Here is a 14,414-nt window from a genome sequence, read left to right as displayed (position 1 = left end):
TTTATCAATAGATTTAACCCATGAAATTTCACAAGTAAATTTTAAACCTTTTAAACATAACAAATAAACTTTGCATAATAAAACATACTATAACATAGCATTGAAAATCGATAATTTAAAGAGATTAATACAAATATAGGACTTTTTTCTTCTTTTTCCAAAGTTTTATTGATTAAAAAAATTAGTTTAATTTTTGAACTATTTAAAAAATAAACTGTCTAAATATATAGGGCGAAAATCAAAATAGGAGGGTCAACTATGGAACTCAACATAGAGTTTGCTAAAGAAGTTGTAAAAAACATTATGGAAATCACCACCAATTTCGTAAACTTCATACCACAGATTTCTGAATTTGAAGAAATGAGTACAACTGAACTTTACATATTTTTGTTTATAGCAACAAACGACAAAACTTTTAATAACGAAATTTCCAAAAAACTTGGAGTATCAAAAAGTACAGTAAGTATGTCTTTGAAAAAATTAATAGAAAACAAACTTATAGAAACTGTTGAAGACGAAAAAGACAGAAGATATACAATGATTCACTTATCGGAAAATGGACAGAAACTATTTAACAAGTTCTTGTCCTCATTTCAAACTATATTAGATGGCGTCTATAAATCTTTCGGAAACGAAAAAATTCAAAAACTAAACGAGTGTTTTGATAGTATACTCGAATTTTCAAGAGTAATTTCTAAAAAATAATAAATTTGGAGGCTAAAAGAGTATGGTATTAGTTACTGGAGGTACAGGACACCTTGGCAATGTTTTAATTAAAAAATTAATCACCGAAGGTGAAAAAGTAAGGGTTTTAGTCCAACCTGGAGATTCTCTCTATTCATTACAATACTTACCTATCGAGGTTGTTTATGGTGATATTCGCGGTGATATTAAAAAAGCTTTTAGTGGTGTCGATGCTGTCTTTCACCTTGCGTCGGTTATATCAATCACAAATTCCAACAAAAAGCTAATATATTCTGTAAACGTTGATGGCACAAATAACATTATAAATTTAGCTAAAGAGCACAGAATTCCACTCATATACGTTAGTAGCGTACATGCGTTCTCCGAAGTCAAACCCGGATCCGTAATAGATGAAAAGACTCCAATTGACGAAAATAACGTAGTCGGGGATTATGCAAAGTCAAAAGCAATAGCCACCAAAAAGGTTATGGAAGCATTTAAAGATGGTTTAAGTGGTTTTATTGTATTTCCAACAGGGATATTTGGGCCATATGATTATAAATTTTCTTATTTCTCAAGAGTTTTGGAAAAATATAGACTTGGAAAGCTAAAGATAACAGTAAATGGTAGATTCGATTTTGTTGATGTTAGAGATGTCGCAAATAGCATCGTTGCTTTATATAATCTTTTAAAAGAAAGACATTATATCGTGAACCATCAAGGCTTCATAGTCTCTGGAAACAAAATTCACTTCGAAAAATTACCATTGTTATGTGGTCTGAGAAAATACAAGATACTAAAAAATTCATCCGCACGTCTAATGAGTTATTTAACACTATTATTTAACTCGCTTTTTAAAATCCCCGTTGAATTCGTTCCATATGCATTACACACACTTGAGCTCGATTATACCTATTCTCACGAAAAGCTTTCAAGCACAATAGCTTATCATCCAAGAAAAGTGGAAGAGACCATTCAAGATTTTTTCAAATGGCTTGACGAAATACATTGAACTTTTTATTTACCAAATTTATATTATTAAATATCAAATTTGCCAAAAATATTTTTGACAAATTTGATATATTTTTTTCATTTGCTTGAACAGGTTGAATAAAGTTGTGGTTGTGTGATATAATAGCATTTGTGGAACTGAGGAGGTGGATTTATTGGCACGCTTAAGGGTATACGAATTGGCAAAGCAGCTTGATATGGATACAAAAGAATTACTCCACGAGTTGGAGGAGCTTGGTATTGAAGTTAAGAGCCACATGAGTTTTATTGATGAGGAAACTGTAAATATCCTCCTTGACATATACAAGCAAACTCTTGATGAAGAGGAAGATATATCTCTTGCAAAAACACGTGAACCGTCTAAAGAGAAAACAGAAGCGAAAAAGCCTCCAGTCCACATAACAGAGGCTGATTTAAAGCTTGATAAATTTGCCGAAAAGATAAAAATACCACAAAACAGAATTATTCAAGATTTCTTCATGAAAGGTGAAATTCTCAAACCTGGCCAAACAATTTCGATTTCGCTTGCTAAAAAAATTGCGAAGATGTACGACGTAAGATTGACTTTCGAAGAAGACGAAACTGCTGTAAAAGAGCAACCAAAATTGGAAAATCCTCTCGATGAATTAAAAAGACAATTTGAGGAAATATACCAAAATAATAAAGACAAATTGGTAAACAGGCCTCCTGTAGTTACAGTAATGGGACACGTCGACCATGGTAAAACGACTTTACTTGACTATATAAGAAAAACAAGAGTCGCAGAAAAGGAAGAAGGCGGAATCACTCAGAGCGTTGGTGCTTACCAAGTTATTGTAAATGGTAAGAAAATCACATTCATTGATACACCTGGTCACGAAGTTTTTACAGAAATGCGAGCCCGTGGCGCTCAAGCGACTGACATAGTAGTATTAGTTGTAGCCGCAGATGACGGTGTCATGCCTCAAACCATAGAAGCCTATAACCACGCGAAATCTGCGAACGTACCAATAATAGTGGCTATTAACAAAATAGATAAAGCAAATGCTAATGTTGACATGACAAAGCAAGAATTAGTGACGAAATTGAATCTCATTCCAGAAGATTGGGGCGGAGACACGATTGTTGTCCCTATTTCGGCAAGAAATGGAATCAACGTCGATACACTTTTGGAAATGATACTCCTTGTAGCTGAAATGCAGGACATACGATGCATACCAGATTCGCCAGTTAGAGCGGTTACCATAGAGACAAGACTTGACAAAGGTTATGGCCCTGTAGCGAATGCTATCGTTAAAGATGGTGTATTAAAAGTAGGGGATTACGTAGTCGCAGGTAAAGTATTTGGTAAAGTAAAAGCTCTCATCGATGATAAAGGTAAAAGATTAAAAGAAGCAGAACCATCAACACCAGTTATGATTGTCGGTTTTGAAGAATTACCAGACCCACACAGTATAATCTATGTAGTTGACTCAAAAGAGAAAGCACTTGAAATTGTCGAAAAAGTAAGAGAAATAGAAGCAAGGGAATTAAGAAAGAAGAGACAAGTAAAACTTGAGGAAATACTCAAACGAATGCAGGAAACTGAAAAACGAGAATTAAAACTTATTTTGAAAGCCGATACCGTTGGTTCACTCCAAGCCCTTCAAAACGCAATAGCAAAATTAAGAACAAATGAGATAGATATAGATATTGTCCACTCAGCGGTCGGAGCTATAAATTCAAGCGATATAATGCTAGCAAGCGCATCTGAAGCTATTATCCTTGGATTCAGGGTTAAAGCCGACAACCAAGCTTCAAAGCTTGCTGAGAGCGAAGGAGTTCAAATAAAAACATACACAATTATTTACAAACTCCTTGAAGATTTAAAGGCGGCGCTTGAAGGAATGCTTGAACCTGAAGAAGTTGAAGAAAAAACAGGTTATGGAGAAATTAAGAAGGCATTCAAAATCCACAAATACGGAAATATCGCAGGCGTTCAAATGTATGATGGATACGTTGATAAATCTGGATTTGTGAGAATATACAGAAACGGTGCACTCGTTTTCGAAGGGAAAATAGAGTCTCTGAAACATTATCAACAAGACGTCAATAAAGTTAGCGCTCCACAAGAATGCGGTATAAAGTTCCAAAACTTTGACGATATAAAAGAAGGCGATGAGCTAGAATTTTATATTATAAAGAAAATTCCAAGGAAGTTGACAATTATTGAAGAGGAAAAGCAGCAAATATAGCCAATCAAAAATCGCATAAACACCCCGGATTATGGGGTGTTTTTTATTACTTAGATTAGTGGTAATTGGCAAGTTTTTTATCGATATAATCAATCAATATTTTATAACTTTCATAAATGTCATTATCTACGTACCAAGGTCCATCATTATTTGATTTTTCAAATAACTTCGATTTCAATATCAACTCTCGATTTCAATATCAACTCTGGCCTGTACTCAAAGTGCATTAAATCAAAATGAGCCCATTTTCCACCCCAGATAAATCCATTACTTTCAAAAATCTCCACAAGTTGTTTTGGATATAATCTTAAAAGCTTTAATCCCTGCTCATAGCTTGCGTTGAGCCAGTAACTTTCTCTTTTTGGCGCCAAGTCAACAGCCAAGCCAAATGCATGCATGCTAAGTTGGTTGGAATTTGCAATTTTTCTGAACACATAAGTACCCAATAAAGGCAGTACAAACTCTTTTATGCCTTCGTTATTCAATATTAAACTATGCGCATTATCCAATGCTTCTTTGAATTTAGATGCTGCGTTATTTTCATTGTTAAATTTCCACTCCCCCAAAGATGTTTTCACAATGGTTAGTTTACTTTCTATACTTTCTTTGTCTTTTCCATATACAGCTTTCAAAAATTCATAGCTTCTAACTCGTCCAGGATCGAAGCTGTTTGTGGCGATATTTGTTGGAAAATCCAATGGATAAATTAACTCCATTGAATCTTGCAAATCACCATTTGATAATTTCTCCTCAAAATTTTTTTCTAAAAAATCATCGTATATGACTCTCTCTCCAGACTTCATCACCAAGTAAACGTATTTTCCACTAATTTCTATGTCGGTGATGTAACTATTGTAAGATACCATCAAACAAAACAAATCTCTTTTCAAATTCACCAAGTAGTCCTTGTCTACTAATACTGGAAAAACACTAGTACTAAGTAAACTAGTACTAAGTAAAATTAAAAGAATTGTTCTAAGTAAATTCACTCTCCAAACCATACTATCACCTTTGTTCCTATAAGGTGTTGTGATTCAAATTCAATTTTGTAATTTGCAATACTTGCAAGATGCTTAACAACCGCTAATCCCAATCCTGAACCAGAGGCCATTTTTACCGCACTTGGTGTTCTATAGAACCTACCGAATATCTTTTCCTTCTCAGAATCTGGCACACCAATACCAAAGTCTTGAATACTCATTCTTTCAGCACTAAACTCGAGAATAACTTTTGACTTTTCGAAAGAATATTTTAAAGCGTTTGAAAGTAAATTTTTAAGGATTGTTCGAATTATGAATCCATCAGCTTCTATCGTTTTAGTCTCAAGATTTATGGAAATTTCTATTTCTTTTTTCTTCCTCAACTCTTCGATTTCTTCCATAACTTCTGAAATAATTTTCTGGACATTTAAAGTTTCCTTTCTTGGAACGTAAAGACCAAGTTGTGCCATAGTTATATACTCAATCTGTTGGATAATTCTATTAAGCCTTTTGGACTGTTTTTCTATTTTCCATAATTTTTCTATTTTTTCTTCATCTTCTTCGTTTTCAAGCATATCAGAAACAATGCTTTCAATAACTCCCAACGGATTTTTTAACTCATGCGAGATAAGAACAGACATGTTTAATTTAGCCTCTTCGATAATTTTTATAAAAGATACATCTCTCATTAATAAGGCTTCTATTTCTGGTATGTATCTAATGTAAAAATCACACCAGCCGCCTTTCTTACTGAGAAATACTTTTGATTCGATATTCAATGGTTTACGTTCATGTATTGAATCCACTAATAAAGTAGACTTTTCAAATATAAGCAAGTCAAAAATATCCATACCTTCGCTTGGGCCAAAAAAACTTTTTGCCATTTCATTGGCAAATGTGATAGTTGTTTTATCGAGTAAAAAGATCGCTTCTTCTAAATTGTTTAATAGTACCCTTACAAAGTCCTTATCATAATCGCTCATTTTCACTTGATTGGGCATCTCCCTTTTTTGAAAATTTGTACCCAACCCCCCTAACGGTTATTATCCAATCTTTTCCAAGTTTCTTTCTAAGACTATTTATATGTACATCGACAACTCTATCAAAAACATCATACTCATCAGTCCAGATGGTCTCTAATATTTCTTCACGAGAATAAACCCTGTCTGGTCTTTGAGCCAACAATTTCAATATTTCGGCTCTTTGTCAAGTAGTGGGGTGGGTATTCTGAATGCCCACCTTTTTAGCTTTTTCAAGCATACATTAAATGTTATTAATGTATATTATAGGCAATCAAATCTAAAAAAACTAATACCACTTTTGCCCACTCATATAGTGGGTTTTTAAATATTCAACTTTTTCAACTTATCTACCACAACTGTACAAAATCCTCTTCCTGAATCTTTCAAAATTCCTGTATCCAAATCCATTCCTCTTTAGTACCTTTATTTTGTTGTTAAAACCTTCTGTCATACTATTAGTATACGGAACATCAAATGCATTTACTATCTCCGAAAACCAGCTCCTAAAAACCTTTACACATCTCATAAATTCAGAAAGTCCACTTTGCTCTGCTCTCTCTATCCACTTTTTTAATACGAGTCTTGCTTCTTCAGAATTACTGCTCTTTAACACTCTCTTAAATTCTTCTTTGAGTTGATGGGCTTTCCTCAAATCTTGACTATACCAAAACATTACTTCTAATTCTTCTCTTTGCTCAGGCTCAAGTTCTTCATAATTCTTCAATAATAACTTCCTACTCCTCTTAAAATATCTCCTCAAATTACTTCCTAATTTCTTTTGTACCCTTTTCCTCACATTTTCTAAAGCCCAATAAACGTATCGGGTAAAATGAAATTTGTCTATCACTATTTTAGCGTTTTTAAAATATGTTTTTGCTACCTCTACAAATGGTCTCCACATATCACAGATAAAATATTTTACTTTATCTCTACCTTTCAGCCTCTTAAAATACTCAATTAAAATATTTTGCTTTCTATCTTTCAAAATCTCGATTATTTGCCCTTTTACAGGATCTACAAATATACATTGATATTTTGCTCCACCTGCATTGCCTTTAAACTCGTCTACACATATTGCTTCAGAAGAAAACTCATCTACAGTTTGACCTGGATTTACTTTATCAAACAATCTCATAACTGTTGTCACTGAAACATTTGTGTGTTTTGCTATCTCTTTCATACTTGTTAAACTTCCAAGTTGACTTATAATATATGCTGCAAGTCTATTTGTCATCCTTTGAGATTTGCCTAAAAAACTTATGTGTTCAAAAAACTTCTTCCCACATGCTTTGCAGACATATCTTCTCTTTCTTATAATCAAATATGTTTTCTTGCCCATTATAGGTACGTCTTTTACCTTCTGTGTGTGATAATCATGTACCTTACTTGTAATATTACCACATTTAGGACATTTGTGGGGCTTTTGTACCTGACTTATGTGAAGTTCTATTTCACTTTCATTCTCATTCATTTGGTGAAGAATAATATCTTTCGATTTTAAAAGTTCAGTGATATAATTAGATTTGAGCACTTATTCTGGATGCCTCCTTTCTTTTTGAGTGTTTTTTTTGTCATAAAACAGTTTTTATTATAGCAGGCATTCAGAATAAGTGCTATATTTTTTCCTTTTTACCCACCCCAATATTTATTATAGAGCCGCAATTTTTAACAGTTGTTTCTACCTTCTTTTACAGGCACTTTGCCTTTCCAAGAAGTATATTCATAATTGCATTTTTTATCCAGTTTTTGCTGCTCGTTGGCTGGAGAGGGCTTGTTTTATATGTCTTCAAAAGAGTGCAGGGTGTAAAGCATGTGATGGTAATAGGTTATATGCCAAAGGCACAGGAGTTTGCCCAAAAGCTTCAAAACATATCAAAAGGGTGGATTGATGTAAAATATGTTCTGGAGCCCCAAACTGCTGAAGATCTTGTACAGTATATAAAAGTGGTTGATACAATCTATCTTTATTCAAAAATGGATGAGAATTTGAAAAGCGAGATTATTAAAAAGGCAATAGAGTTCAAAAAGCACATTTTCATTGCGCCCGACTTCAGGGACATTCTGGTGTCGCGCGCAAGGGTTATTCAGTTTGACGATGTTGCAACACTTTCAATCGAGCAGCCGGAGCTTACATCCGAGCAAAAGCTAATTAAAAGAGTGTGCGATGTTCTCCTTGCCTCTGTTGCGCTGGTTGTTTCTTTTCCTATTATGATTCTGATTGCAATTGCCATAAAACTTGATTCTGAAGGACCGGTAATCTACAGACAAAAAAGGGTTACAGAAGGCGAAAGAGAGTTTTACGTTCTGAAGTTCAGGACAATGGTAAAGGATGCTGAGAAGATGACAGGACCTGTCCTGGCAACCGAGAATGACCCGAGGATAACGAGGGTGGGGCGGTTTTTGCGCGCAACAAGGCTTGATGAGATTCCTCAGCTTGTAAATATTCTAAAAGGTGAGATGAGCTTTATTGGACCACGACCCGAGCGCCCATACTTTGTTGAGCAGTTTAAAAAACTGTATCCGGAGTATTCTCTTCGCCACAATGTAAAGGCAGGGCTAACAGGGCTTGCACAGGTTTACGGCAAGTATGCAACAAGCCCGGAAGATAAGCTAAGGCTTGATCTGATATATATAAAAAATTACTCTGTGTTTCTTGATATTAAGATTTTGCTTCTGACTTTAAAGACAATCTTTACAAAAGAGGCGGCAGAGGGGGTAAAAAACCAGAAACAATAAGTAAGTTTAAACTTTAAAAATTAAACTCTTTGTTTGTTCAGAAAAGCTGTGAGAAAATTAAAGCTTTTTTGTTTTATTTCAATAAGTATCTTGCAAAATGTAAAATGCCAATAATTACGATAAACATAGATAAATTACATAAAAAGGCTGAGAGTCAAAATTTTATTGAAATACACAGGAATTTGGAACATGTTAAGTGCCCTCGCTGTAATACTTTAATGATTTTAGGAGAAGGGCAAGGTTAACCCAAAAAATTTTTCTCTACAGGGTGCATTAAAGAGGAAAAATAAGGGCATAAAACTATTAAGAGATAACTATATCAGTAAGTAGTAATAGTCTATTTAGGGGATTGTGATGAATAGCTGTTCATTCTTTCTTTAACTAGGTGAGAAGGGCAAACTTGACAACACCGGTTTTGATTGATATAATGAAATGTAGGAAGTTTGAGAAAAAAAGGAGGTGAAAGTGATATGCTTGGGTTTTACAACAAAAGCTTAAAAATGAGAATTGCTGTTTTGTTTGGGCTTATTGTTTTAATTGGCTGCCTTATTTTATTTTTTATAAGCGAGAATCAAGCTGGCAAAGCATTAGAGGCAGAAGCAAAGGAGGCAATGCTGAAAGTTGCAAAACAGCTTGCTGAGACACAAAACAGTAGAATACAAGCCAAATTTTATATTATTGAAATGATAGCTAACAGAAATATAATAAGAGGAATTTGGGGCGAGCGGGAGGCAACATTGGAAGAAAAAATAAACGTCATTAAAAGCGAGGCAAAAAAAGGCGAAAGCCTGGGATTTAAACAATTTGGCATCGCAGATAAACAAGGTAATGCTTTTTTATCAGATGGAAGCAAAGCAAATATTTCGGACAAGGAATATTTTAAAGAAGCTCTATCGGGCAAAACGGTGGTTTCAAGCAGCCTCATCAGCAAAGTAGATAACTCATTAGTGTTTGTTTGTGCAACACCAATTAGACATTATAAAACAAATGAAATAATAGGTGTGCTGTTTGGAGTAATTGATGGAACTAGTTTAAGCGATCCTATAAAAAGCGTAACTTACGCCAAAACCGGTTATGCCTTTGCAGTAGATGCTACAGGAAAAACCATTGCGCATAAAGAAATAGAGCGAGTATTAAAACAAGAAAATATTATAGATTTAGCAAAACAAGACCAATCTTTAGTTCCTTTGGCTAATATTGTTTCTAAAATGACTAAAGGCGAAGAAGGAATTGGCGAATATACCTTTAAAGGTGTAAGGGAATTTATTGCTTATTCACCTATAGGTTCTACCGGTTGGTCTATTGCAGTTGTAGCCCCTGCTTCTGAAATATTGGCAAGAGCATCGGGGCTTAGTAAATTCATGCTGATCACATCAATTATAATAATCATTATTGCAGTACTTTTAATACTTTTATTTACAAGAAGTATTACAACGCCGCTGATAGTTGCTGTAAATCATTTGGGGGTAATTGCAAACGGTGATTTTACAATGCCTGTTCCAGAGATTTACCTTAAGCGTAAAGATGAGATAGGACTGCTGGCAAAGGCGATAGATAAGCTGCAGGCAGATATAAAACCGCTACTTGCAAATTTGAAAGATGGAGTAGGGATACTTTCTACCAATTCAGAAAGTTTAACTTCGGTATCAGAAGAGATTGCAGCTTCATCAAGTGAAGTTGCAAAAGCTATACAGCAAGTTGCCCAGGGAGCAAGCGAGCAGGTAAATTCTGTTCAGAAAGTGGTAGAGTTGTTTGATTTGATGGCACAGAATTTGGAAAGAGTATATACAATGTTCAATAGTATAAAGGAAAACAGTCAGAATGCATCCAGGTTGGCCGAAAAAGGTAAGAAAGAGATGGATTTACTTATAACATTTATTAGGAGTGTCAGAGATATATTCAACACTTTGGTTGAAAAGATTAAAAACTTGTCAGGCTCAATTGCTCAGGTTGACGAAATCATAAATGTTATGAATGGAATTGCAGACCAGACAAATCTTTTAGCACTCAACGCAGCGATAGAGGCAGCGAGGGCTGGTAGTGCAGGACGAGGATTTGCAGTTGTGGCAGAGGAAGTGAAAAAACTTGCAAACGAATCAAGAGCATTTGCAGATAAAATTAAAGCAATTTTAACCAGTGTTACAGCTGATACAAACAAAGTTGTTCAGGCATCTAATGAAGTTACTGTGAATATAACAGCTCAATTAGAAAATGTTGAAAAGAATGTTGCTGCATTTGATGCTATAATAGAGGCTATTTCGTCCTCTGTACCTCAGATAGAAGAAACATACAAGCAAATTGAGGGTGTAATGAAGCAAAAGGATACAGCTATGGGGCATTTAGAGAGTGTAAGTACAGTAGCAGAGGAGAATTCAGCAGCTTCAGAAGAGGTATCAGCATCGGTTGAGAAGTTGGCAGCTACAACTGAAGAAATTGCAACATCAGCACAGCAGATAATGGAAGTTGCAAAGAATTTAGAAACACAAGTAGAGAAATTTAAGATTTAAAATGAAGCCATAGTTTCAAACGTTGCGATCATAATTATTTTAGGTAAGGGGAAAAAATATTATCAAAAGTAGGAAAAAGGTATTAACAATAACAGTTTGTTTGTTAATAATCCATTTTTATGCAATATTACCATTTATACCGCTACTCATAAGCAACGCTTTAAGAAAAGACATATTAAAATACTACCTCTAATCTTCTTGCATTTCTAAAGGCTTTTAAAGGCTTTTTAAGAGGATTTTTTAAGGGTTCTTGGTTAAGAAAATAATACAAAAAAGGGGAGATGTACTCTCTCCTTTTCTTTTTTGGCTCTTTGTCAAGTAGTGGGGTGGGTATTCTGAATGCCCACCTTTTTAGCTTTTTCAAGCATACATTAAATGTTATTAATGTATATTATAGGCAATCAAATCTAAAAAAACTAATACCACTTTTGCCCACTCATATAGTGGGTTTTTAAATATTCAACTTTTTCAACTTATCTACCACAACTGTACAAAATCCTCTTCCTGAATCTTTCAAAATTCCTGTATCCAAATCCATTCCTCTTTAATACTTTTATCTTGTTGTTAAAACCCTCTGTCGTACTATTCGTATATGGAACATCAAATGCATTTACTATCTCAGAAAACCAGCTCCTAAAAACCTTTACACATCTCATAAATTCAGAAAGTCCACTTTGCTCTGCTCTCTCTATCCACTTTTTTAATACGAGTCTTGCTTCTTCAGAATTACTGCTCTTTAACACTCTCTTAAATTCTTCTTTGAGTTGATGGGCTTTCCTCAAATCTTGACTATACCAAAACATTACTTCTAATTCTTCTCTTTGCTCAGGCTCAAGTTCTTCATAATTCTTCAATAACAACTTCCTACTCCTCTTAAAATATCTCCTCAAATTACTTCCTAATTCCTTTTGTACCCTTTTCCTCACATTTTCTAAAGCCCAATAAACGTATCGGGTAAAATGAAATTTGTCTATCACTATTTTAGCGTTTTTAAAATATGTTTTTGCTACCTCTACAAATGGTCTCCACATATCACAGATAAAATATTTTACTTTATCTCTACCTTTCAGCCTCTTAAAATACTCAATTAAAATATTTTGCTTTCTATCTTTCAAAATCTCGATTATTTGCCCTTTTACAGGATCTACAAATATACATTGATATTTTGCTCCACCTGCATTGCCTTTAAACTCGTCTACACATATTGCTTCAGAAGAAAACTCATCTACAGTTTGACCTGGATTTACTTTATCAAACAATCTCATAACTGTTGTCACTGAAACATTTGTGTGTTTTGCTATCTCTTTCATACTTGTTAAACTTCCAAGTTGACTTATAATATATGCTGCAAGTCTATTTGTCATCCTTTGAGATTTGCCTAAAAAACTTATGTGTTCAAAAAACTTCTTCCCACATGCTTTGCAGACATATCTTCTCTTTCTTATAATCAAATATGTTTTCTTGCCCATTATAGGTACGTCTTTTACCTTCTGTGTGTGATAATCATGTACCTTACTTGTAATATTACCACATTTAGGACATTTGTGGGGCTTTTGTACCTGACTTATGTGAAGTTCTATTTCACTTTCATTCTCATTCATTTGGTGAAGAATAATATCTTTCGATTTTAAAAGTTCAGTGATATAATTAGATTTGAGCACTTATTCTGGATGCCTCCTTTCTTTTTGAGTGTTTTTTTTGTCATAAAACAGTTTTTATTATAGCAGGCATTCAGAATAAGTGCTATATTTTTTCCTTTTTACACACCCCAATATTTATTATAGAGCCAAAACTTTTTGCCATTTCATTGGCAAATGTGATAGTTGTTTTATCGAGTAAAAAGATCGCTTCTTCTAAATTGTTTAATAGTACCCTTACAAAGTCCTTATCATAATCGCTCATTTTCACTTGATTGGGCATCTCCCTTTTTTGAAAATTTGTACCCAACCCCCCTAACGGTTATTATCCAATCTTTTCCAAGTTTCTTTCTAAGACTATTTATATGTACATCGACAACTCTATCAAAAACATCATACTCATCAGTCCAGATGGTCTCTAATATTTCTTCACGAGAATAAACCCTGTCTGGTCTTTGAGCCAACAATTTCAATATTTCAAATTCTTTTGCGGTTAAATCTATCTTTTGCCCATCGTAAAGGACAACGTAATCAGATGGATATATCTCCAATTTACCATAACGTATAACCTCTTTTATGCCTTTTGTACGGCGTAAATACGCTTTAACTCTAGCAACAACTTCTCTTGGATTGAAAGGTTTTCCAACGTAATCGTCAGCTCCAAGTTCTATACCAAGTATCTTATCAATATCCGTACTCTTTGCTGAAATTACGATAATACCTATATCAGGAAACTCATTTTTGAGCGTTTGAATCTCGTTTATAGCATTTCCATCAGGTAACATCAAATCGAGCAATATAACTTCATAAGTATTTTTCTCAAGTTTCCTATACATATCGTTTATCCCATTAGCGACATCCGATTCAAAACCATCTGATTTGAGCAACTTTTGAAGATTTTCTGCGATAATACGCTCATCTTCAACGATGAGAACTCTCATAGAAATGATTTCAACTCCTTTCCGGTTTCTATAAAAACAATTTCCTCACATACGTTCGTAAGATGGTCGGCTATTCGTTCAAGGTCTCTTGAAAACAAAACATAAAGTACAAGCGAATGCGGTTCAATATTATCAACTTCATTTGTTATTCTTCTATCAAGGTTGTCTACTACATCATCCATTTTCCATGTTTCGATAGCTAAATTCACATCTCTTTTGGAGAAAGCTATAACTGTCTTTTGTAGCATCCCTATAACTACTCCAAACATCTCTTTAACAAGCATAGATGGTTTAAAATCTGGCAAGTGTTCAACTATCCATATAGTTCTTTCCGCAAAATTACAAGAGTGGTCGGCAATACGCTCCAAGTTATTTGAGAGCTTCATAGCCGCAACAACATATCTAAGATCCTTCCCCAATGGATTAAACCTTGCAATTATATCGTAAACGAGATTTTCTATCTCCCTGTTGAGATTATCAATTTCATCGTCTAATTCTATAACTTTTATTGCAAGGCTTTTATCAAGGTTCTCGAAAGCCTTTGAAGATATATCAACAGAATCACTTACCAAAGATACCATCTTTACAAGTTCCGCTCTAAGTAATGAAAATTCTTTCTCAAAATGATGTCTCATTTCAACCATTTTATTTTCCTCCCTATTAAACTTTTAAATTTTTATTTT

The 14,414-nt window shown here is 34.1% G+C and carries 12 protein-coding genes and 1 pseudogene; 6 read left to right on the top strand and 7 right to left on the bottom strand.

What is annotated here, in order from left to right; all coding sequences use genetic code 11:
- The first annotated feature begins 258 nt into the window (after positions 1-258).
- The 3 genes from FNOD_RS07530 to infB all read left to right on the top strand — a co-directional run bounded on the left by FNOD_RS07530 (position 259) and on the right by infB (position 3,908).
- Entirely contained in the window at positions 259-705 is a 447-nt protein-coding gene (locus tag FNOD_RS07530) for a MarR family winged helix-turn-helix transcriptional regulator (RefSeq protein WP_011994591.1), read from the top strand.
- A gap of 22 nt (positions 706-727) precedes the next feature.
- Positions 728-1,696, top strand: a complete 969-nt coding sequence (locus FNOD_RS07525; RefSeq protein WP_011994590.1) for an NAD-dependent epimerase/dehydratase family protein — start codon at positions 728-730, stop codon at positions 1,694-1,696.
- Positions 1,697-1,850: 154 nt separating this feature from the next.
- Complete coding sequence (infB, locus tag FNOD_RS07520) at positions 1,851-3,908, top strand: translation initiation factor IF-2 (RefSeq protein WP_011994589.1); 2,058 nt, start codon at positions 1,851-1,853, stop codon at positions 3,906-3,908.
- 158 nt (positions 3,909-4,066) lie between these two features.
- Here infB and FNOD_RS07515 read toward each other — a convergent pair whose 3' ends face one another.
- From FNOD_RS07515 to FNOD_RS07500, 4 genes and pseudogenes are all read right to left on the bottom strand, one after another.
- Positions 4,067-4,909, bottom strand: a complete 843-nt coding sequence (locus FNOD_RS07515) for a M15 family metallopeptidase (protein ID WP_011994588.1) — start codon at positions 4,907-4,909, stop codon at positions 4,067-4,069.
- Positions 4,894-5,871 carry a sensor histidine kinase gene (locus FNOD_RS07510; RefSeq protein ID WP_238374632.1) on the bottom strand — a complete coding sequence of 326 codons (978 nt, stop codon included), beginning with the start codon at positions 5,869-5,871 and terminating at the stop codon, positions 4,894-4,896. The genes FNOD_RS07515 and FNOD_RS07510 overlap by 16 nt, the downstream gene beginning before the upstream one ends.
- A pseudogene (locus tag FNOD_RS07505) lies at positions 5,858-6,085 on the bottom strand (winged helix-turn-helix domain-containing protein); the annotation flags it as partial. The gene FNOD_RS07510 and the pseudogene FNOD_RS07505, both read right to left, overlap by 14 nt.
- Before the next feature lie 168 nt (positions 6,086-6,253).
- On the bottom strand, positions 6,254-7,441 hold the full coding sequence (locus FNOD_RS07500; protein ID WP_011993438.1) for an ISL3 family transposase: 1,188 nt from the start codon (positions 7,439-7,441) through the stop codon (positions 6,254-6,256).
- Between the two features lie 2 nt (positions 7,442-7,443).
- Here FNOD_RS07500 and FNOD_RS07495 point away from each other — a divergent pair, with 2 nt between their 5' ends.
- The 3 genes from FNOD_RS07495 to FNOD_RS07490 all read left to right on the top strand — a co-directional run bounded on the left by FNOD_RS07495 (position 7,444) and on the right by FNOD_RS07490 (position 11,153).
- Entirely contained in the window at positions 7,444-8,646 is a 1,203-nt protein-coding gene (locus FNOD_RS07495; RefSeq protein WP_202965516.1) for an exopolysaccharide biosynthesis polyprenyl glycosylphosphotransferase, read from the top strand.
- 104 nt (positions 8,647-8,750) lie between these two features.
- Entirely contained in the window at positions 8,751-8,891 is a 141-nt protein-coding gene (locus tag FNOD_RS09995) for a Sir2 family NAD-dependent protein deacetylase (protein ID WP_148202066.1), read from the top strand.
- Positions 8,892-9,116: 225 nt separating this feature from the next.
- The gene (locus FNOD_RS07490) at positions 9,117-11,153 is read left to right on the top strand and encodes a methyl-accepting chemotaxis protein (RefSeq protein ID WP_011994585.1); all 2,037 of its coding nucleotides are present in this window, start codon (positions 9,117-9,119) and stop codon (positions 11,151-11,153) included.
- Positions 11,154-11,626: 473 nt separating this feature from the next.
- Here FNOD_RS07490 and FNOD_RS07485 read toward each other — a convergent pair whose 3' ends face one another.
- From FNOD_RS07485 to phoU, 3 genes are all read right to left on the bottom strand, one after another.
- The gene (locus FNOD_RS07485) at positions 11,627-12,814 is read right to left on the bottom strand and encodes an ISL3 family transposase (RefSeq protein WP_011994584.1); all 1,188 of its coding nucleotides are present in this window, start codon (positions 12,812-12,814) and stop codon (positions 11,627-11,629) included.
- Positions 12,815-13,041: 227 nt separating this feature from the next.
- Positions 13,042-13,731, bottom strand: a complete 690-nt coding sequence (locus FNOD_RS07480; protein ID WP_011994583.1) for a response regulator transcription factor — start codon at positions 13,729-13,731, stop codon at positions 13,042-13,044.
- On the bottom strand, positions 13,728-14,375 hold the full coding sequence (gene phoU, locus FNOD_RS07475; RefSeq protein ID WP_011994582.1) for a phosphate signaling complex protein PhoU: 648 nt from the start codon (positions 14,373-14,375) through the stop codon (positions 13,728-13,730). Before phoU ends, FNOD_RS07480 begins: the two co-directional genes overlap by 4 nt.
- Between the last annotated feature and the right edge of the window lie 39 nt (positions 14,376-14,414).

It is taken from the genome of Fervidobacterium nodosum Rt17-B1 (assembly GCF_000017545.1).
GTDB classification, from domain to species: domain Bacteria; phylum Thermotogota; class Thermotogae; order Thermotogales; family Fervidobacteriaceae; genus Fervidobacterium; species Fervidobacterium nodosum.
The sequence above is the reverse complement of the archived record's forward strand: the minus strand, read 5'-3'. Positions and strand labels throughout refer to the sequence as shown.